The 21,690-nt window shown below is 42.1% G+C and carries 17 protein-coding genes, 1 tRNA gene and 1 pseudogene; 16 read left to right on the forward strand and 3 right to left on the reverse strand.

Going from position 1 to position 21,690, the window contains the following annotated elements:
• Positions 1-312: 312 nt before the first annotated feature.
• On the reverse strand, positions 313-2,001 hold the full coding sequence (gene argS / locus B7709_RS06270; RefSeq protein WP_084972137.1) for an arginine--tRNA ligase: 1,689 nt from the start codon (positions 1,999-2,001) through the stop codon (positions 313-315).
• A 146-nt stretch (positions 2,002-2,147) separates the two neighbouring features.
• On the opposite strand from argS, the gene argR reads away from it, so the two are divergent.
• Together argR and mutS are read left to right on the forward strand one after the other, a co-directional pair.
• Entirely contained in the window at positions 2,148-2,594 is a 447-nt protein-coding gene (gene argR / locus B7709_RS06275; RefSeq protein WP_084972138.1) for an arginine repressor, read from the forward strand.
• A gap of 50 nt (positions 2,595-2,644) precedes the next feature.
• Complete coding sequence (gene mutS / locus B7709_RS06280) at positions 2,645-5,179, forward strand: DNA mismatch repair protein MutS (protein WP_084972139.1); 2,535 nt, start codon at positions 2,645-2,647, stop codon at positions 5,177-5,179.
• 240 nt (positions 5,180-5,419) lie between these two features.
• On the opposite strand, the gene galU is transcribed toward mutS, so the two are convergent.
• The gene (gene galU / locus B7709_RS06285; protein WP_084972140.1) at positions 5,420-6,319 is read right to left on the reverse strand and encodes a UTP--glucose-1-phosphate uridylyltransferase GalU; all 900 of its coding nucleotides are present in this window, start codon (positions 6,317-6,319) and stop codon (positions 5,420-5,422) included.
• 21 nt (positions 6,320-6,340) lie between these two features.
• The gene (locus B7709_RS06290; RefSeq protein WP_084972141.1) at positions 6,341-7,357 is read right to left on the reverse strand and encodes an NAD(P)H-dependent glycerol-3-phosphate dehydrogenase; all 1,017 of its coding nucleotides are present in this window, start codon (positions 7,355-7,357) and stop codon (positions 6,341-6,343) included.
• 206 nt (positions 7,358-7,563) lie between these two features.
• On the opposite strand from B7709_RS06290, the gene B7709_RS06295 reads away from it, so the two are divergent.
• The 14 genes and pseudogenes from B7709_RS06295 (at position 7,564) to B7709_RS06360 (ending at position 21,657) form a co-directional block, all read left to right on the forward strand.
• Positions 7,564-9,270, forward strand: coding sequence for an ABC transporter ATP-binding protein (locus B7709_RS06295; protein ID WP_084972142.1), 1,707 nt, complete (start codon positions 7,564-7,566; stop codon positions 9,268-9,270).
• Between the two features lies 1 nt (position 9,271).
• Positions 9,272-11,038, forward strand: coding sequence for an ABC transporter ATP-binding protein (locus B7709_RS06300; RefSeq protein WP_084972143.1), 1,767 nt, complete (start codon positions 9,272-9,274; stop codon positions 11,036-11,038).
• Between the two features lie 136 nt (positions 11,039-11,174).
• Complete coding sequence (locus B7709_RS06305; RefSeq protein ID WP_084972144.1) at positions 11,175-11,864, forward strand: gamma-glutamyl-gamma-aminobutyrate hydrolase family protein; 690 nt, start codon at positions 11,175-11,177, stop codon at positions 11,862-11,864.
• A gap of 171 nt (positions 11,865-12,035) precedes the next feature.
• Positions 12,036-13,385: a glucose-6-phosphate isomerase gene (locus B7709_RS06310; protein ID WP_000018239.1), complete on the forward strand. Its 1,350-nt coding sequence runs from the start codon at positions 12,036-12,038 to the stop codon at positions 13,383-13,385.
• Between the two features lie 183 nt (positions 13,386-13,568).
• Positions 13,569-14,369, forward strand: a complete 801-nt coding sequence (locus B7709_RS06315; RefSeq protein WP_038804195.1) for an SDR family oxidoreductase — start codon at positions 13,569-13,571, stop codon at positions 14,367-14,369.
• 62 nt (positions 14,370-14,431) lie between these two features.
• Positions 14,432-16,258, forward strand: coding sequence for a BglG family transcription antiterminator (locus tag B7709_RS06320; protein ID WP_080639548.1), 1,827 nt, complete (start codon positions 14,432-14,434; stop codon positions 16,256-16,258).
• Positions 16,258-16,755, forward strand: a complete 498-nt coding sequence (locus tag B7709_RS06325; protein ID WP_033585448.1) for a transcriptional regulator GutM — start codon at positions 16,258-16,260, stop codon at positions 16,753-16,755. The genes B7709_RS06320 and B7709_RS06325 overlap by 1 nt, the downstream gene beginning before the upstream one ends.
• Positions 16,752-17,297 (forward strand): PTS glucitol/sorbitol transporter subunit IIC, encoded by a 546-nt coding sequence (gene srlA, locus B7709_RS06330; RefSeq protein ID WP_001015684.1) that lies wholly within the window; start codon positions 16,752-16,754, stop codon positions 17,295-17,297. The genes B7709_RS06325 and srlA overlap by 4 nt, the downstream gene beginning before the upstream one ends.
• A 13-nt stretch (positions 17,298-17,310) precedes the next feature.
• Positions 17,311-18,291, forward strand: coding sequence for a PTS glucitol/sorbitol transporter subunit IIB (gene srlE / locus B7709_RS06335; RefSeq protein WP_038804194.1), 981 nt, complete (start codon positions 17,311-17,313; stop codon positions 18,289-18,291).
• Between the two features lie 98 nt (positions 18,292-18,389).
• Positions 18,390-18,761: a PTS glucitol/sorbitol transporter subunit IIA gene (locus tag B7709_RS06340; protein ID WP_008808177.1), complete on the forward strand. Its 372-nt coding sequence runs from the start codon at positions 18,390-18,392 to the stop codon at positions 18,759-18,761.
• 196 nt (positions 18,762-18,957) lie between these two features.
• Positions 18,958-19,434 (forward strand): annotated as a pseudogene (gene pgi, locus B7709_RS06345) (glucose-6-phosphate isomerase); the annotation flags it as partial.
• A 127-nt stretch (positions 19,435-19,561) separates the two neighbouring features.
• The gene (gene gltX / locus B7709_RS06350) at positions 19,562-21,022 is read left to right on the forward strand and encodes a glutamate--tRNA ligase (RefSeq protein WP_084882692.1); all 1,461 of its coding nucleotides are present in this window, start codon (positions 19,562-19,564) and stop codon (positions 21,020-21,022) included.
• Positions 21,023-21,034: 12 nt separating this feature from the next.
• On the forward strand, positions 21,035-21,469 hold the full coding sequence (locus tag B7709_RS06355; protein ID WP_000382004.1) for a cytidine deaminase family protein: 435 nt from the start codon (positions 21,035-21,037) through the stop codon (positions 21,467-21,469).
• A gap of 116 nt (positions 21,470-21,585) precedes the next feature.
• A tRNA-Glu gene (locus tag B7709_RS06360) sits at positions 21,586-21,657 on the forward strand.
• Positions 21,658-21,690 lie beyond the last annotated feature (33 nt).

The following is a 21,690-nucleotide window of genomic DNA, read 5'->3' on the forward strand; positions in this document are numbered from 1 at the left end:
TTTCGCTTTTCAACTAAGTCACTAGACGAACAGAACAGGTATATGATAGATTAAGTCAGACGGTCTGGACCTTTAACCGAAAAGTCCGCCCAGTTGATATAAAGACTAGTAAAGCGCCAAGCCAAAGTCCATATAGGATTTGGCGTTAGTTATCTAGATTGCTTTGCAATCAAGTAATTGAAGTATTACGACATGAGCCAAACCAAATCGATATTATTTGGTTTGGTGAATTAGTGAAGCGTTTAGGCAATTCGCCATATAGCGATTGCCGTCAAGAGACTAGGAACTTTAGTTCCAGTCTCTTGTAACGATTTACATCTTCTCTGGCGCTTCTACTCCGAGCAAGCGAAGAGCCTCTTTGAGAACGACTGCGGTTGCGTAGCTGAGGGCTAGACGGCTGTCGCGCTCTGGACTTTCATCTAGAATACGAGTGTGGGCATAGTATTTATTGAAAGCTTGAGCTAGGCTGATTGCGTACTTGGCAATGAGCGATGGGTCATAGTTGTCAGAAGCACGTTTGATGACACGGGCAAAGTCTTGGAGAAGTTTGATGATTTCCCAGCTTTCGGCATCATTTAGACTGTAACTTGCTTGAGCATTTGGTTGGAAATCGGCTTTTCTAAGTAGAGACTGAATACGAGCGTAAGCGTATTGGATGTATGGACCAGTCTCACCTTCAAAGGAAATCATTGCTTCCAAATCAAAGTCATAACCATTTCGACGGTCAGTCTTCAGATCGTAGAATTTGACAGCTCCAACTCCAACAGCTTGGGCGATTTGATCCTTGTTTTCAAGGTCAGGATTTTTCGCTTCGATTTGAGCTTTAGCACGAGTGATGGCTTCTTGGAGAGTTGGCTCGAGCAGGATGATGTTTCCTTTACGAGTAGAGAGTTTTTGGCGATTCTTGGTTACAAGACCAAAGTCAACGTGAACCATATCGTCACTCCAAGCAAATCCCATTTTCTTCAAGACAGCTTTCAACTGTTTAAAGTGGTTAGATTGCTCTTGGCCGACAGTATAGACATTTTTAACAAAGTTGTAAGTACGAGCACGGTAGATGGCTGTTGCGATATCACGAGTGATGTAGAGAGTAGCGCCATCTGATTTTTTAATCATAGCAGGTGGCAAATCAAAATCATCCAAGTTGACAATGCAAGCCCCTTGAGACTCTTCTAGCAAGCCTTTTTCTTCCAAGATTTGTACGACTTCATCCATCTTGTCATTATAGAAGGCTTCACCGTTCAAGCTATCAAATTCAACACCGAGTAGTTTGTAGATGCGGTTGAATTCGACCAAACTTTCATCACGGAACCATTGCCAAAGTTGAGTTGCTTCGGGATCACCATCTTCTAGTTTTTTGAACCAGAGACGACCTTCATCATCGAGAGCCTTGTCTGTTTCGATTTCGGCATTGATGCGAACGTAAAGTTTCAACAATTCATCGATTGGGTTGGCTTCGATGGCTTCTTTAGAGCCCCATTTTTTATAAGCAACCATGAGAAGACCAAACTGTTTCCCCCAGTCTCCAAGGTGATTGATTTTAATAGTGTTGTAGCCCATTTTCTTAAAGATATTAGAAAGAGCATCTCCGATAACTGTTGAACGCAAGTGGCCGACTGAGAAGGGTTTTGCGATATTGGGACTAGAAAGGTCAATCGTAATATTTTGTTCTTGGCCTTCCGTTTGTTGGGCGTAGTCAGCACCTTTTTCGATGACTTCTTTGATAACTGCACCAGAAATAGCAGATTTATCAAGGAAAAAGTTTACGTAAGGACCCGTTGCCACCACTTTTTCAAAGGCTTGGCTGTTGATCTTTGCAGCAATATCGGCAGCAATCATTTGCGGTGCCTTGCGTTCGACCTTTGCTAGCGAGAAAGCAGGGAAAGCGATGTCCCCCATTTCAGAGTTTTTAGGTGTTTCCAGTAAATTTAAAATAGCCTCTTGATTCAGGCTATCAATGACGCTAGCCAATTCACTAGCAATCAGTTCTTTTGTATTCATAAGTAGGCTCCTTTTGGGCTTTTCTTCTATTTTATCATAATTTTAGATAAAGAAGAAAATTTTTTTGAATTATTCAGTTTTTTTGGTATAATTATATCTAAAAACAACTCTAAAATCAGTTATAAATATTCATGTAAGAGGTTAAAATGAGAAAAAAAGAACGGCATCAGTTGATTAAAAAGATGATTGCAGAGGAAAAACTAGGAACCCAGAAGGAAATTCAAGATCGTTTGGAACTTTGTAATGTTTTTGTGACACAGACGACCTTGTCTCGCGACCTGCGTGAAATTGGCTTGACCAAGGTCAAGAAAAATGACAAGGTTTTCTATGTTTTAGCTAATGAGACAGACAAGATTGATTTGGTAGAGTTTTTGTCTCATCATCTAGAGGGAGTTGCGAGAGCAGAGTTTACCTTGGTGTTACACACCAAGCTTGGAGAAGCGGCGGTTCTAGCAAATATTGTTGATAAAAATAAGGACGAGTCGATTTTAGGGACGGTTGCTGGTGCCAATACCTTACTGGTTATTTGTCGAGACCAGCATGTTGCCAAGGTCATGGAAGAGCGTTTGCTGGATTTGATGAGGGATAGATAGGGTTTTGGGACTTGTTCCCAAGCCTTATTTTTGACAAGGAGAGAGCCAATATGACGACAGAAAAACTATCACCTGGTATGCAGCAGTATGTGGATATTAAAAAGCAATATCCAGATGCTTTTTTGCTCTTTCGGATGGGTGATTTTTATGAGTTGTTTTATGAAGATGCGGTCAATGCAGCGCAGATTTTAGAGATTTCACTGACCAGTCGTAATAAAAATGCAGAAAATCCGATACCCATGGCAGGAGTCCCCTATCATTCTGCCCAGCAGTATATTGATGTTTTGATTGAGCAGGGCTATAAGGTGGCTATTGCCGAGCAGATGGAAGATCCTAAGCAGGCGGTTGGGGTTGTCAAGCGAGAGGTGGTTCAGGTTATTACACCTGGGACAGTGGTCGATAGCAGTAAGCCAGACAGCCAAAACAACTTCTTGGTCGCCTTAGATCGTGATGGTAATCAGTTTGGGCTGGCTTACATGGATCTGGTGACAGGTGATTTTTATGTAACGGGACTATTGGACTTTACCCTTGTTTGTGGGGAAATCCGTAATCTCAAGGCTCGAGAAGTCGTGCTGGGTTATGACTTGTCTGAGGAGGAAGAACAAATTCTCAGTCGTCAGATGAATCTGGTACTTTCCTACGAGAAAGAAGGCTTTGAGGACATCCATTTATTGGATTCACGTTTAGCAGCTGTGGAGCAAGCGGCAGCTAGTAAGTTGCTCCAGTATGTTCACCGTACCCAGATGCGGGAATTGAACCATCTTAAACCGGTAATCCGTTATGAAATCAAAGATTTCTTGCAGATGGATTATGCGACCAAGGCCAGTCTAGATTTGATTGAGAATGCCCGTTCAGGTAAGAAGCAGGGCAGTCTTTTCTGGCTTTTGGATGAAACCAAAACAGCTATGGGAATGCGGCTCTTGCGTTCTTGGATCCACCGTCCTTTGATTGATAAGAAACGAATCGTCCAACGTCAAGAGGTGGTGCAGGTCTTTCTTGACCACTTTTTTGAGCGCAGTGATTTAACAGACAGTCTTAAGGGAGTTTATGATATCGAACGCTTGGCTAGTCGGGTTTCGTTTGGCAAGACCAATCCCAAGGATCTCTTACAATTGGCAACCACCTTATCTAGTGTGCCACGGATTCGTGCGATTTTAGAAGGAATGGAGCAGCCTGCTCTGACCTATCTCATCGAACAGTTGGATGCTATTCCAGAGTTAGAGAGCTTGATTAGCGCAGCGGTTGCTCCTGAGGCCCCTCATGTGATTACAGAAGGTGGCATTATTCGGACTGGATTTGATGAGACTTTGGATAAATACCGCCGAGTACTCAGAGAAGGGACTAGCTGGATTGCTGAGATTGAGGCTAAGGAGCGAGAAAATTCTGGCATCAGCACACTCAAGATTGACTACAATAAAAAAGACGGCTACTATTTCCATGTGACCAATTCGCAACTGGGGAATGTGCCAGCCCACTTTTTCCGCAAGGCGACGCTGAAAAACTCGGAACGCTTTGGGACTGAAGAATTAGCCCGTATAGAGGGAGATATGTTGGAGGCGCGTGAGAAGTCAGCCAACCTAGAGTACGAAATCTTTATGCGTATCCGTGAGGAAGTCGGCAAGTACATCCAGCGTTTGCAGGCTTTGGCTCAAGGAATTGCGACAATTGATGTCCTGCAAAGTTTAGCAGTTGTGGCTGAAACCCAGCATTTGATTCGACCTGAGTTCGGTGACGATTCACAAATCGCTATTCAGAAAGGTCGTCATGCTGTCGTCGAAAAGGTCATGGGAGCGCAGACTTACATTCCGAACAGTATCCAGATGTCAGAAGATACCAGCATTCAGCTGATTACAGGGCCAAACATGAGTGGGAAGTCTACCTACATGCGTCAGCTAGCCATGACGGCGGTTATGGCCCAGATGGGTTCTTATGTTCCTGCTGAGAGCGCCCATTTGCCGATTTTTGATGCTATCTTTACCCGTATCGGAGCGGCAGATGACTTGGTTTCAGGTCAATCAACCTTTATGGTAGAGATGATGGAAGCCAACAATGCCATTTCGCATGCGACCAAGAACTCTCTCATTCTCTTTGATGAATTGGGACGGGGAACTGCGACTTATGACGGGATGGCTCTGGCCCAGTCCATCATCGAATACATCCATGAGCATATCGGAGCCAAGACCCTCTTTGCCACCCACTACCATGAGTTGACCAGTCTGGAGTCCAGTTTGGAACACTTGGTCAATGTCCACGTGGCAACCTTGGAGCAGGATGGGCAGGTCACCTTCCTACACAAGATTGAACCAGGCCCTGCTGACAAATCCTACGGTATCCATGTTGCTAAGATTGCTGGCTTACCAGCCGAACTTTTAGCAAGAGCGGATAAGATTTTAACGCAACTGGAGAGTCAGGGACAAGAAAGCCCAGCTCCAATAAGACAAACAAGCGCCGTCACGGAACAGATTTCACTCTTTGATACGCCTGAAGAACATCCTATCCTAGCAGAATTAGCTCAGCTGGATGTGTACAATATGACACCTATGCAGGCTATGAATGTCTTGGTTGCGTTCAAACAGAAATTATAAATCGTTCCAAAACAGATTTGTTTCTCAAAAGTTGAGCTTATGTGTTTGTAAAGGATTTAGTCTTGAAATTGGCAGGACTAAGTCTTTTTCTCCTTTTCACGTCTTTTAGGAAAAACTTCATGAGTCTATATGACAGAAGAGTTCAGTAGAGGGTGAAAAAAAGCCCCCAAACTTAGATTTTTCCAAGTTTTGGGGGCGAATATTGGGTGTTTCCTTGTTTATGATAACTTGATCATTGTCTTATTTTTCCTCAGCTAACTCTTTTCCGAGTTGGATGAGGTAGTCTTTCAAGTCGTCTTTGACTTGTGGGTGTTTAAGAGCGTAGTCGATGGAGGTTTTCATAAAGCCAAACTTGTCTCCGACATCGTAACGAGCCCCCTTGAACTCACGAGCAAATACACGTTGTGTTTTATTGAGGGTATCGATTGCATCTGTCAGCTGAATTTCATTTCCTGCACCTGGAGCTTGGTTTTCGAGGATTTGGAAAATTTCAGGAGCGAGGAGGTAGCGTCCGATGATAGCAAGGTCGCTAGGAGCATCCTCTGGTGCAGGTTTTTCAACGAAGGTTTCAACGCTGTAAAGGCCGTCTTGTCCTTCCCCTTGCGGGGCAATAACCCCGTAAGCAGAGACTTCGTCGTGAGGGACTGGCATGACAGCGATAGTAGAGGCGTGGGTACGCTCGTAGTCATCCATGAGTTGTTTGGTAAGTGGAACAGCCTTTTCGTTCGTGATATCCATCAAGTCATCACCAAGCATAACGACAAAAGGTTCATTTCCGACGAAAGCTTTGGCTTGCAAGACAGCATCTCCGAGACCACGTGGATGAGTTTGGCGGATAAAATGCAGGCGCATGCCGGTTGTCTCATCAACTAGTTTCAAAAGATCTGTTTTCCCTTTTTCTTTGAGGTTGTATTCCAATTCGAAGTTTGAGTCGAAGTGGTCCTCAATGGAACGTTTTGACTTACCCGTAACAACCAAGATGTCTTCAATGCCAGATTTGAGGGCCTCTTCAACGATAAACTGGATCGTTGGTTTGTCGACGATTGGTAACATTTCCTTAGCCAAGGCCTTAGTTGCTGGGAGGAAACGAGTTCCTAATCCAGCTGCAGGGATAATTGCTTTTCTTACTTTTTGTTTCATAATATTCCTTTCTCTAAAGGTCTAAGACCATTCGTTTTCTGCTTTAAATTCATTACTCATGATGTCGTTGATTGCTTCTTTGATATTGACACCTTCATAGATAACTCGGTAAATAGCCTGCGTGATTGGCATGTAGACACCCAATTCCTGAGCCAGTTCGTAAGCTGCTCGAGTTGTTGAAATTCCTTCAATGACCATGCCCATGTTGGATTCGATGTCTGCTAGGGATTCTCCACGACCGAGAGCGTCACCCGCTCTCCAGTTACGAGAGTGGACAGATGTCCCCGTTACGATCAAATCACCGACTCCAGAAAGACCGCTATAAGTCAGAGGATTAGCTCCAAGAGCGACCCCTAGGCGGGTGATTTCTGCCAAGCCACGAGTGATGATGGCCGCTTTGGCATTGTCGCCAAAGCCTAGGCCATGTAATGCACCTGCACCAACTGCGATGATGTTTTTAAGAGCACCAGCGGTTTCAACCCCGATAACATCCGTATTGGTATAGAGGCGGAAGTAGTGATTGCTAAAGAGATTTTGGACATACTGGGCAGTTTTAAGATCTTTAGATGCTGCAGTAATCAAGGTGATATCGCGTACAATGGTTTCCTCAGCGTGGCTAGGTCCTGAAACAACAACGACTTCACTACGGAGGTCAGCTGGAATTTCTTCTTCAAGAATGGTTGAGAGGCGTTTGTGACTATCTGGTTCCAAGCCTTTGGAGGCATGCATGAGGACAACCTTGTGATCGAGTACCTTTGCTACTTGTTGGGCAACCAGTCTCGTTACTTTTGTTGGGACTACAAATAGAACAGCATCCACACCCTTTAATGTTTCTCCCAAGTCATGGTAGGCCTTGATGTTTTCGTCGAGTAGGATATCTTTAAAGTAGCGTTTATTTGTATGTTGGCTATTGATTTCATCGATTTGGTCAGGGACATTTCCCCAAATGCGAACCTCGTGTCCATTGTCGTTTAGGACCTGCGAAAGGGCAGTTCCCCAAGAACCAGGACCCAAGACAGCGATGGTTTGTTTCTTCATTTTTTCCTCCTTGTAAGAGTTCTTCCTTTCATTTTACCATAAAAAGCCTTTTCATGCATCACCTGTGGATGAAAGCGTACTAATTTATAATAAGGAGACTTTTTTGACAAGATTCCTCTTTTTTGCTAGAATAACATCAATATGAACGAATGAGAAGGAGTTGACGCAGGAAGTCGCTCCCTTTATCTATTTTATTAGGAGGAATTATGCTCATTAAAAAAATAAAAACCTATAAATGGCAGGCCTTGGCATCTCTGGTGATGACAGGCTTGATGGTCGCAAGCTCGCTCTTGCAACCGCGCTATTTGCAAGAGGTGTTAGAGGCTTTGTTGGCCGGACAAAATGAGGCCATCTATAGTATTGGTGCTTGGTTGATAGGAGTAGCCCTAGTCGGTTTGGTTGCAGGTGGGGTCAATGTGACGCTTGCAGCCTATATTGCTCAAGGAGTGTCTTCGGACCTTCGGGAAGACGCTTTTCGCAAGATTCAGACTTTTTCTTATGCCAATATCGAGCAGTTTAATGCGGGTAATCTTGTCGTCCGTATGACCAATGATATCAACCAAATTCAGAACGTGGTGATGATGGCTTTTCAAATCCTCTTCCGTCTCCCTCTTCTCTTTATCGGTTCTTTTATCTTGGCGGTTCACACTCTTCCATCACTTTGGTGGGTGATTGTCCTTATGGTGCTCCTAATCTTTGCACTAACTGCTATTATGATGGGGATGATGGGACCACGATTTGCCAAGTTTCAAACCCTTCTTGAACGGATCAATGCTATTGCAAAAGAAAATCTACGTGGTGTGCGTGTAGTCAAATCCTTTGTGCAGGAAAAAGCACAGTTTACCAAATTTACCGAGGTTTCTGATGAACTTCTCGGCCAAAATCTTTATATCGGTTATGCCTTCTCAGTTATAGAACCCGTTATGATGCTAGTGGGTTATGGCGCGGTCTTTCTCTCTATCTGGTTGGTAGCTGGAATGGCTCAGTCAGATCCATCTGTAGTGGGTTCGATTGCTTCCTTTATCAATTATCTCAGCCAGATTATCTTTACTATCATCATGGTTGGTTTTTTGGGAAATTCTGTCAGCCGTGCCATGATTTCCTTACGCCGTATTCGTGAGATTTTAGATACCGAGCCAGCGATGACCTTTAAAAATCTCCCAGATGAAGAGTTAGAAGGAAGTCTCTCTTTTGAAAATGTGACCTTTACCTATCCCAATGATGATGAGCCTATGCTGAAAAATGTAACCTTTGATATTGCGCCTGGTCAGATGGTCGGTGTGGTTGGAGCGACTGGGGCAGGTAAGTCCACTCTTGCTCAGTTAATTCCACGACTGTTTGATCCACAGGAGGGGGCTATTAAGATTGGTGGTAAAGATATTCGAAATGTCAGCGAGGGAACCTTGCGTAAAACAGTTTCCATCGTCTTGCAACGTGCTATTCTCTTTAGCGGAACCATTGCAGATAATCTCCGTCAAGGAAAAAGTAATGCCAGCGTGTCAGAACTGGAACGTGCAGCACAAATCGCTCAAGCCAGCGAATTTATCGGACGCATGGAAAACAAATTTGAGAGTCAGGTCGAAGAACGTGGCACCAACTTTTCTGGTGGACAAAAGCAACGGATGTCCATTGCCCGTGGGATTGTCAGCAATCCCCGTATCCTGATCTTTGACGATTCGACTTCGGCCTTGGATGCTAAGTCAGAAAGACTCGTACAGGAAGCTTTGAATAAAGACCTGAAAGGGACGACAACCATTATCATCGCTCAAAAGATCAGTTCAGTCGTCCATGCAGACAAGATTTTAGTCTTGGACCAAGGGCGTTTGATTGGAGAAGGACGGCATGCAGACTTGGTAGCTAACAATGACGTCTACCGCGAAATCTACGAAACACAAAAGGGGAAGGAGGAATAAAATGAAAACAGTTCGATTTTTCTGGAATTATTTTAAAGTTTACAAGTTCTCCTTTGTCATTGTGATTCTGATGGTTGCGGTGGCGACGATTGCCCAAGCCCTCTTTCCAGTTTTTTCAGGCCAAGCAGTCACGGAGCTCGCTAATTTGGTTCTGGCTTATCAAAATGGGACTTCAGAACTAGTCTGGCAAAGTTTGTCAGCTCTGATGCTGAATCTAGCTCTGGTGGTCCTTGCCTTGGTTGTGTCTAGCTTGATTTACATGACCTTGATGACCCGTGTGATTGCCGAGTCGACAAATGAGATGCGTAAGGGGCTTTTTGGCAAACTTTCCCGTTTGACGGTTTCTTTCTTTGACCGCCATCAGGATGGTGATATCCTTTCTCGCTTCACTAGTGACTTGGATAACATCCTTCAAGCCTTCAATGAAAGTCTAGTTCAGGTTATGAGCAATATTGCTCTTTACATCGGTTTGATTTTTGTCATGTTTTCAAGAAATGTGACGCTAGCTCTGATAACAGTAGCCAGCACCCCGGTGGCCTTTCTCATGTTGGTCTTCATCGTGAAAATGGCCCGCAAGTACACCAATCTCCAGCAAAAAGAGGTTGGGAAACTCAACGCCTACATGGACGAAAGTATTTCTGGACAGAAAGCTGTTATCGTACAAGGAATTCAAGACGATATCGTAGCAGGCTTTATGGAGCAAAATGAGCGCGTGCGCAAGGCAACTTTTAAAGGGAGAATGTTCTCAGGCATCCTCTTTCCTGTTATGAATGGGATGAGCTTGGTCAATACAGCCATCGTCATTTTTGCAGGTTCAGCGGTCTTACTGAACGATCCAAGTATCGAAACAACGACAGCCCTAGGTTTGATTGTCATGTTTACCCAATTTTCTCAGCAGTACTACCAGCCGATTATCCAGGTGGCTGCGAGTTGGGGGAGTCTCCAGTTGGCCTTTACTGGAGCGGATCGTATCCAAGAAATGTTTGATGCAGAAGAAGAGATTCGTCCGCAAAATGCGCCTGCCTTTACGGAATTGCGAGAAGGTGTTGAAATCAGTCACATTGATTTCTCTTATGTGCCAGACAAGCCGATTTTAAAAGATGTTAGCATTTCAGCTCCTAAGGGGCAGATGATAGCAGTTGTCGGTCCGACTGGCTCAGGGAAAACGACCATCATGAACCTCATCAATCGTTTCTACGATGTGGATGCAGGTAGCATTTGCTTTGATGGGAAAGACATTCGTGACTACGATTTGGACAGTCTGCGGAGCAAGGTCGGGATTGTCTTGCAGGATTCGGTCTTGTTTAGTGGAACGATCCGAGACAATATCCGCTTTGGTGTGCCAGATGCCAGTCAGGAAATGGTCGAAGCAGCTGCCAAGGCAACTCATATTCATGACTACATTGAAAGCTTGCCTGACAAGTATGATACCCTTATTGATGATGAGCAAAATATCTTCTCGACTGGTCAGAAACAATTGATTTCCATCGCTCGGACCTTGATGACAGATCCTCAAGTCCTAATTTTAGATGAAGCGACTTCCAATGTGGACACCGTAACAGAAAGCAAAATTCAACATGCCATGGAGGCAGTTGTAGCAGGTCGAACCAGTTTTGTCATTGCCCATCGTCTCAAGACCATCCTCAATGCCGATCAGATTATTGTCCTCAAAGATGGAGAGGTTATTGAACGTGGAAATCATCACGAGTTGCTCAAGCTCGGCGGTTTCTACTCAGAACTGTATCACAATCAATTTGTCTTCGAATAGAAAAGTTGTCCTTATTGGGCAGCTTTTTCTTATCCATAAAAAATACTTATCACGGTCTTTAAAAAAACATATTAGACAGGAAAGGGTTGGAGTGATAAGATAAGACTGTCGCAAGAAAATCGAAAGGAGACACATCATGGCTAGAACGGTTGTAGGAGTTGCTGCAAATCTATGTCCTGTAGATGCAGAAGGGAAAAACATTCACTCATCTGTATCCTGTAAATTTGCAGAGAGCATTCGTCAAGTCGGAGGTCTTCCTTTGGTGATTCCTGTAGGGGATGAGTCCGTTGTGCGCGATTATGTGGAAATGATCGACAAACTCATCTTGACAGGTGGGCAAAATGTCCATCCTCAGTTTTATGGAGAGAAAAAGACTATTGAGAGCGATGATTACAACCTTGTACGCGATGAGTTTGAACTAGCCCTCTTGAAAGAAGCGCTTCGTCAGAATAAACCAATTATGGCAATCTGTCGTGGCGTTCAGTTGGTAAACGTTGCCTTTGGTGGTACACTCAATCAGGAGATTGAAGGTCATTGGCAAGGTCTACCTTTTGGAACTTCACATTCTATTGAAACAGTGGAAGGAAGTGTTGTGTCCAAGTTGTTTAGTAAAGAAAGTCAAGTAAACTCAGTTCATCGTCAAAGTATTAAAGACTTGGCACCTAATTTCCGCGTAACTGCAGTAGATCCACGTGACCAAACGATTGAAGCAATCGAATCTATCGATGAACACCGTATTATTGGTTTGCAGTGGCATCCAGAATTTTTGGTCAATAAAGAGGATGGCAACTTAGAATTATTTGAGTATTTATTGAATGAATTGTAACGACTGGAAACCTAGTCGTTTTTTTGTCTTATTTCGTTCAAATTTTAATATTGTAACATTTTTTACGCAAATGTTTAAATTATGATAAAATTTGGAAAAATTCAGTATAAAAACTTGAAAAAATCTAAGGTAAGGGTTATGATAGAAGAGAAGAAATTTTGGAGGAATATTATGTCACATATTAAATTTGATTATTCAAAAGTATTAGATAAATTTGTTGCACCACATGAACTAGATTATATGCAGCCTCAAGTGACTGCAGCAGATTCTGCTCTGAGAAATGGTACAGGTCCTGGGGCAGAAATGACTGGCTGGTTGAACTTACCTGAAGAATATGACAAAGATGAATTTGCTCGTATTCAAAAGGCTGCTGCTAAAATCCAATCTGATAGTGAGGTATTGATCGTAATCGGTATTGGTGGTTCCTATTTAGGAGCTCGTGCAGCTATTGATTTCTTGAATAATTCATTTGTAAACTTGCAAAGAAAGGAAGAACGCAAGGCACCTCAGATCCTCTATGCTGGAAACTCTATCTCTTCAAGCTATTTGGCTGATTTGGTAGACTATGTATCAGACAAAGATTTCTCAGTAAACGTGATTTCTAAATCAGGTACAACAACTGAACCGGCTATTGCTTTCCGTGTCTTCAAAGAACTCTTGGTTAAGAAGTACGGTCAAGAAGAAGCTAACCAACGTATCTACGCAACTACAGACCGCGCTAAAGGTGCAGTTAAAGTTGAAGCAGATGCTAATGGCTGGGATACTTTTGTAGTGCCTGATAGTGTAGGTGGTCGTTTTACAGTATTGACAGCAGTGGGGCTCTTGCCAATCGCAGCTGCAGGAGCTGATATCAGCAAGTTAATGGAAGGAGCAAATGCTGCTCGCAAGGCTTATGCTTCTGATAAGTTGGCTGAAAATGAAGCATATCAATATGCAGTTGTACGCAATATCTTGTACCGTAAAGGTTATCTGACAGAAGTTCTAGCTAACTATGAACCATCTCTGCAATACTTCTCTGAGTGGTGGAAGCAACTGGCTGGTGAGTCAGAAGGGAAAGACCAAAAAGGGATTTATCCAACTTCAGCTAACTTCTCAACAGACTTGCACTCTCTGGGACAATTTATCCAGGAAGGTACCCGTATCCTCTTTGAAACAGTTATCCGTGTAGATAAACCTCGCAAAAATGTGCTGATTCCTGAATTGGCAGAAGACTTGGACGGTCTTGGCTACTTGCAAGGAAAAGATGTTGACTTTGTCAATAAAAAAGCTACAGATGGAGTGCTGTTAGCACACACTGATGGTGGAGTTCCAAATATGTTTGTGACACTGCCTGAGCAAGATGAGTTCACTTTGGGCTACACTATTTACTTCTTTGAGTTGGCTATTGCTCTTTCTGGCTACCTGAATGGTATCAATCCATTTGACCAGCCTGGAGTTGAAGCTTATAAGAAAAACATGTTTGCTCTTCTTGGGAAACCAGGCTTTGAAGAGCTGGGTGCTGAGTTGAATGCACGCCTTTGATTCTCATATGCTTTGAGTTCATTTAGAATATAAAAAGATCCACAAGTTCATTTCTTGTGGATTTTTAGTACAAGCCTCTTAATTAGTTTATTATTTTTTTTAAAAGTGTAAAAAAGAGTGTCTTAATTCTTTTATGAAAGCGCTGTATAATTGCCTTGTAAATAAAATTTGAGAGGTATCAAAATGAATGATTGGTTAAACATAAAAGGCAAAACAGTTCTTGTGACTGGCGCGTCATCTGGGATCGGTAAGGCAATCGTTGAAGAATTGCTGGAATTAGGAGTCAATGTAGCGAATTTTGATCTTAGCGACAACGATTTGCGTCACCCGAATCTATTATTTGTAAAAGTTGATGTAACTTCTCGCTCTGAAGTAGAAGAGGGTGTTGCCAAAATAGTTGAAAGATTTGGCAATATTGATGCGGTAGTCAATAATGCAGGGATTAATGTTCCCAGATTATTAATTGATGCAGAAAATCCTAAAGGTCCTTACGAGTTAGACGATGAAACGTTTGAAAAAGTAACGATGATTAATCAAAAAGGTTTGTATCTGGTTAGTCAGGCAGTGGGACGTATTTTAGTGAAAAATGGAAAAGGTGTAATTGTGAACATGGCTTCAGAAGCAGGCTTGGAAGGTTCTGAAGGACAAAGTGCCTATGCTGCCACAAAAGCAGCAGTCTATAGTTACACTCGTTCATGGGCAAAAGAGCTGGGTAAGCATGGTGTACGTGTGGTTGGAATTGCTCCAGGAATTATGGAAGCTACGGGACTTCGAACTCTTTCTTATGAGGAAGCTCTTGCTTATACCCGTGGAAAGACGGTAGAAGATATTCGAGCTGGTTATGCTTCAACTTCAACAACTCCTTTGGGACGAAGTGGTAAACTACGGGAAGTAGCTGACCTTGTAGCATTCTATATTTCAGACCGTTCTAGCTATATAACTGGAGTCACTACAAATATTGCCGGAGGGAAAACTCGCGGTTAAAACAATGAAGGTAGGGAAGAGAGTTGACCTTAGTAAATCGGTGGTATAATATTTTAGATAAAATGGTCTCACAGCCAACTTATTCCTTGGTAGATATGCGCTCAGAGCTGGATATTAGTATGCAAACCTTGCAAAAGAGTATCCAACAATTAAATGATGTTTTGGCTCCGAGTATCCAGATTATCTCACAAGATGATCAGTTAATGTTAGAGGTGTATGACTATACTGAGTTGGAAAGGATTTTATCTGGTAGTTTAAAACGGGAGAGTGACTTCAATTCTTCCAGTAAAAGAATTGCCTATTTACTAAAACGTTTAATTGAGTCAACCTCCCCTCTTCTTATTGACGACTTGGCTGAGGAAGCAGGTGTTAGTAGAAGTACCCTTAATAAGGATTTAAAACAAGTAAAATCTTTGGCAGAGAGTTACTCTATCACTATTTCAGGAAAGCCCAACCGTGGGCTGGAGGTCTTGGGGTCCGAGCTGAATTTGCGCTTGCTCTATATTCACCAAGTGGCCCCTTACTTTGAAGGAAAGACACTCACCGAGGCAACATCTTCTTTTCTGGAGACGCTACTCCAGGAGTATAAAATCCCGAAAGAAACAAAGGAACTCCTTCGAAAGACAATTTCAATTATGGTGGAGCGTATTCATGCATCTAGGGTGTTGAGTTGCCCTATTCCTTACTATAGGAATGATTTAACAGAGACACCTTTGGTTGAAAAATTAATCTATCATATTGAGATGACTTATAAGATTTCCCTCAGTCAGTTTGAGATAGACTTTTTGTGTTTTCCGTTTAATATCCGTTTTATTGACACTTTAAGCAAGCCGTCTTATCAATCTGAACAGCTTGCAAACATTTTTCAAGGGATTGTCAAGAAAGTCAAAGAAACAATGTTGGTTAACTTTGATGATGAAGAATTATTTGAAGAAATCAAGTCTCATCTAGGCTCCTTAATCAATCGACTGATTTTCCATGTGCAAGCTAATGATATATTCCATGGCGAGGTTCAAACTCAATATCCTTTTGCTTTTGAAATGGCGAAAATTGCTGGAGAAGAACTATCTGCAATTTTTGGTTCTGAATTGGAATTATCTGAAATCGGATATCTGGCTTTGTATTTTGAAATGATTTTAAGAAAGCAAAACTCTGTTGTAAATGGTTCTCGCAAGCAGATAGCTGTAGTTTGCACAACAGGAAGAGGAACTGCTGCGATGATTATTCAGCAACTCAGACGAATTCTTGGAAATGATGTAGACATTACTCAGTATTCTGAAGAGGATTTTAATCTGGATTTGAATCAGGACTATTTCGCGATTTTTACGACAGTTCCTCTAAAATATAAAGATTCTAAATCTCCAGTCATTCAAGTTAATCATCTTTTTGATGATCAATGGCTGCAGGAAGAATGGCAGAGGGCCAATGCTTTTCATCAAAAAAATCTAGAAACAGTCAGCTTACGTTTTCTTCGTTTGACTCCCCAAAAAACCTATCAGCAATACTTGCTAAATATGGTTGCAGAGTTAGAGAAACTTCAGATGATTGATGAAGGTTTTAGAAATCGGATAATTGATAGGGATAAAAAACAATCAACCATTTTTGGTGGAGGAATTGCCTTCCCCCATACAATTAACCAGGGTTATGCAAAGACTATTTTAATGTTTGGAAAGCTAGAAGAGCCTTATCAAAAAGGAGATGATTGGATTGAATTTATCTTTCTAGTCGCCATTCCCTCAGAAATTGAAAGCAAAATGGAGAGTGAATTGCTGGAATTGTATGACGACATTTTTCGAATTGCAGGAGAGCCTTCTCTAAAAGAAGCATTGAGGGCTGTAGAAACAGAGACAGAGTTTCTATCATTTTCTAAGAGCAAAGGAGTATTTTAATGAATTCGCTAATAATTTTCGCTGTATTTGTCATGGCAGCTTATATATTTCAAATGTTCCTCGGCTGGCAGCAACTCAAAGACTTCAATAAGACCTATACGATGCTCCGAAAACTGGGGCGCGTAGCGATTGGCAGGAAGTCCGGAAGAATCAAATCCGGTACGATTGTCATGTTCGCGGTTGATGAAAACGGTCGGGTTCTTAAAGCTAGCAAAATGCAAGGAGTCACAATCTTAGCACGTTTTCAAAATATGGACGATTATGTTGGAGAAGACATCCATTATTTTGACAAGTATAATCCTCTTGTGAGAAAAGAAAATAAGTTGATGCAATCAGCCATAGAAGATGCTAGAAAAGTCTATCTTTGGAATGAGGCAGGTATTGAGAAAGAGACAAGTTCATCTGATTCTTTTCTGGGATTCGGCTTTTATGCGAATTACTTACAATTATCTATTAAACAGTTATTTAAAAAAAATAAGAAAGGGAGTTCCTTATGAATCACATTACAAATTTTGCAGAGAGTTTTATGAAACTCTTCCAATTAGGTGGAGAAACCTTTATTAGCTGGATGACAAATATTGTACCGCTTGTCTTAATGCTATTGATTGCAATGAATACCCTTATCGCTTTCTTGGGAGAAGAGAAGGTCAATTCCCTGGCTAAGATTTCTGCCAAAAATCCTGTTAGCCGGTATATGATTTTACCTTTCATTTCTGCCTTTATGCTGGGGAATCCGATGGCAATCAGTATGGGACGTTTCTTACCAGAATATTATAAACCTAGTTTTGTAGCAGCTCAGATGCAGTTCTGCCACACTTCAAATGGTGTATTTCCGCATATCAATCCTGGGGAATTGTTTGTATGGATGGGAATTGCAACAGGAATTCAAACTTTAGGTTTAAGTCAAATGGACTTAGCCATTCGTTACATGCTTGTTGGGCTTGTCATGAACTTTGTAGGCGGTTGGGTGACCGATTTTACAACTGCTTATGTAGCAAAACAGCAAGGTGTTACCTTGAGTAAAACATTTGATTTATAGAAAGAGTGAAATTATGTCATATAAGAGTATAAAAGTTGTTAAAGGAAATGGCGGTTTCGGAGGACCTTTGGTCATTACACCTAGTGAAGCTAAGCATAAATTCATCTATATCACTGGCGGAGGAGAAAAGCCAGATATTGTAGATAAAATTGCTGATTTGACCGGTATGGAAGCTGTTAATGGGTTTAAAACTTCTATCCCAGATGAGGAAATTGCTTTAGCAATCGTGGATTGTGGCGGTACTCTTCGCTGTGGTATTTATCCTAAAAAGGGGATCCCTACAATAAATATTGTCGCTACAGGGAAAAGTGGGCCTCTAGCTCAATATATAACCGAGGAAATCTATGTGTCAGCAGTTGGCCTTAATCAAATTTCTGCTGCTAATGAAGACGAAAAAGCGACAACTGTGGTAACAGAAAAGCCAACTTACGATACTAGTAAAAAAATTACAGAGCAAAAAGCTGAAACAAGTATTGTAGCAAGAATTGGGATGGGCGCTGGGAAGGTCGTTGCGACTTTCAACCAGGCTGCTCGTGAAGCCATCCAAACAATGCTCAACACGATCATTCCTTTCATGGCCTTTGTTTCCTTGCTGATTGGGGTTATTCAAGGTTCAGGTGTTGGAAATTGGCTGGCAAAATTAATGGTTCCCCTAGCTGGGAACATCTGGGGACTCATTTTGATTGGCTTTATCTGTTCCTTGCCATTCCTATCTCCTTTGTTAGGCCCCGGAGCTGTTATCAGTCAGATTATTGGAACCTTAATTGGAGTTGAAATCGGCAAAGGGACTATTCCGCCCCAAATGGCTCTGCCAGCTATATTTGCTATCAACACTCAAAACGGTTGTGATTTCATTCCTGTAGCACTCGGTCTATCTGAAGCCAAGGCTGAAACAGTTGAGGTTGGTGTCCCTTCTGTGCTTTATTCACGCTTTCTCAATGGTGTTCCGCGGGTGCTAGTAGCTTGGATAGCTAGTATTGGCCTTTATCAGTAAACTTTTGATAGATGCACGTAAACATAGCAACTATTATGTTAAACTTATCTATAAGCATAAGTTTATGACAGATTTGAGAAAGGATGAATAGGAATTAGATGAAGAAAATTTTTGAAGCTAAAGTAATTCAAGTGGGGCCTGAAGCTCAGAATATGATTCAAGATGCCAATATGCTCATTTTGTTTGGAGAAGAAGCTCCGGAAGACTTAGCAGAGTATTGTTTTAAAATCGATAACAAAAATCTTCTAGGTGCAATACTAGAAGGTGGAAAGCTGGTGGTAGATAGTCAGGAATATTCGATTACTGCCGTAGGAAATGTAGTAGAAAAAAATTTAACTGGACTGGGCCATATCACGATTTCTTTTGATGGTTCAAAAGAGGGCAGCCTGCCGGGCACTCTCCATGTTGCAGCAGACCAAGCAGTAGTAATTGAAAAGGACTCTACCATTCAGATTTTCGAAACTGCTTGACCATAACAAAATTTAAAATCAAGCAATTTAGAAAAATAAAAGTCTAAAAAATTGATTCAGAGCTTGGACAAAAAGTCCAGGCTTCTGGGTCTAAATTAGAAAAAATAGATGACGCAGTGGTTGATTGGCAAGTCAATCAAACTAGCCAGTCAGTGCAAGGGAATTCCCAGCAGATGGATCCACAAGGGGTGCCTGAACAGAAGGAAAAGACCAAAAAGGTATTTACCCAACTTCAGCTAACTTCTCAACAGACTTGCACTCATTGGGTCAATTTATCCAAGAAGGAACTCGTATCATGTTTGAAACAGTTGTCCGTGTGGATAAACCACGTAAGAACGTGATCATCCCTACATTGGAAGAAGACCTTGATGGACTTGGTTACCTCCAAGGAAAAGACGTTGACTTCGTAAACAAAAAAGCAACTGACGGTGTTCTTCTTGCCCACACAGACGGTGATGTACCAAACATGTACGTAACTCTTCCTGAGCAAGATGCCTTCACTCTTGGTTACACTATCTACTTCTTCGAATTGGCAATTGCCCTTTCAGGTTACTTGAATGCCATCAACCCATTTGACCAACCAGGTGTTGAAGCCTACAAACGTAACATGTTTGCCCTTCTTGGAAAACCAGGATTTGAAGAATTGAGCAAAGAGCTTAACGCACGTCTATAATAGAAGAAAAGAGTGGTATGACCACTCTTTTTACTCTCTTTATTCATAGACATTGGACTCAGGCGAGACTTGTGATATAATATAGAAAGCAAAAAGGCAGACGCCTAGAGACTTTATAGGAGAAACTATGTCAAAAGATATCCGCGTACGCTACGCACCAAGTCCAACAGGACTACTACACATCGGAAATGCCCGTACAGCATTGTTTAACTACCTTTACGCACGCCATCATGGTGGAACTTTTATCATTCGTATCGAAGATACAGACCGAAAACGCCATGTTGAGGATGGTGAACGTTCACAGCTTGAAAACCTTCGCTGGTTGGGCATGGATTGGGATGAAAGCCCAGAAACTCATGAAAACTACCGCCAATCAGAGCGTTTGGAACTCTATCAAAAATACATCGACCAATTGCTAGCCGAAGGAAAAGCCTACAAATCTTACGTTACAGAAGAAGAGTTGGCAGCTGAGCGCGAACGCCAAGAAGCAGCTGGTGAAACACCACGCTACATCAATGAATATCTTGGCATGAGCGAAGAAGAAAAAGCAGCTTACATCGCAGAACGTGAAGCAGCTGGTATCATCCCAACTGTTCGTTTGGCTGTCAATGAGTCTGGTATCTACAAATGGCATGATATGGTCAAAGGTGATATCGAGTTTGAAGGTGGCAACATCGGTGGTGACTGGGTTATCCAAAAGAAAGATGGTTACCCAACTTACAACTTTGCCGTTGTCATCGATGACCACGATATGCAAATCTCTCACGTTATCCGCGGTGATGACCATATTGCTAATACGCCAAAACAACTCATGGTCTATGAAGCGCTTGGTTGGGAAGCACCAGAGTTTGGTCACATGACTTTGATCATCAACTCTGAAACGGGTAAAAAATTGTCTAAACGTGACACCAATACCCTTCAGTTTATAGAAGACTACCGTAAAAAAGGCTATTTGCCAGAAGCAGTCTTTAACTTTATCGCCCTTCTTGGTTGGAATCCAGGTGGCGAAGATGAAATTTTCTCTCGTGAGGAATTGATTAAACTCTTTGATGAAAACCGCCTCAGCAAGTCTCCAGCTGCATTTGATCAGAAGAAACTAGACTGGATGAGCAACGACTATATCAAGAGAGCTGACTTGACAACCATCTTTGAAATGGCCAAACCATACTTAGAAGAAGCAGGACGTTTGACTGATAAATCTGAAAAAATGGTAGAACTCTACAAGCCACAAATGAAGTCAGTAGACGAGATTGTTCCACTGACAGACCTTTTCTTCTCAGATTTCCCAGAGTTGACAGACGCTGAGCGCGAGGTCATGGCAGGAGAAACCGTTCCGGTTGTTCTAGAAGCCTTCAAAGCGAAACTAGAAGCAATGACAGACGAGGAATTTGTGACAGAAAACATCTTCCCACAAATCAAAGCAGTTCAAAAAGAAACAGGTATTAAAGGGAAAAACCTCTTCATGCCGATTCGTATTGCTGTATCAGGTGAAATGCATGGACCAGAATTACCAGACACCATTTTCTTACTCGGACGTGAAAAGTCAATTCAGCATATCGATAATATGCTGAAAGAGATCTCCAAATAAAAAGGACTTCCGATGGATACATGGGAAAAGATGTATGAAGAAGCACGAACCTTATTCAATCCCCATGAAGTTTCTGACTTTGTTTATGCTAACCATGTTGTTGCTGCAGTAGAAGCAGAAGATGGTCAGATTTTTACAGGATTTTGTATGGAGGGTACTTGTGGCGTTTTTCATCTCTGTGCAGAACGAGCAGCTCTCTTCAATATGTATCAATTTTCAGGACAGACCAAAGTTAAGAAAATCCTCGCCTTTCGAGATAAACCTCCCTACGGAGAAGGATCAGGTATGCCCTGTGGCGCTTGCAGAGAATTTCTCTTAGAATTGAATGCTGAGAATAAAGAAGCAGAGTTCATGATGGACTACGAAACAAGAAAAACAATTAAGGTTGCCGAATTGATCCCTTACTGGTGGGGAGAGGAACGTGCGACTAATTGGCAAGATAAATAGAAGGAGTCAGTTTAACTGGCTCTTTTCCCCTATCCTTTCAGAATTTCGGTAAAGAGGAAAAAAGTTCTTGACAAAGGTAAAAAAGTAGGTATAATAGAAAGAGTTGAAAAGCTCAAGGTCCGTTGGTCAAGGGGTTAAGACACCGCCTTTTCACGGCGGTAACACGGGTTCGAATCCCGTACGGACTATGGTGTATCGCAGGGTTGAAAAAAGTAAAAAAA

The sequence above is a fragment of the Streptococcus oralis subsp. dentisani genome (genome assembly GCF_002096335.1).
GTDB classification, from domain to species: domain Bacteria; phylum Bacillota; class Bacilli; order Lactobacillales; family Streptococcaceae; genus Streptococcus; species Streptococcus oralis_Z.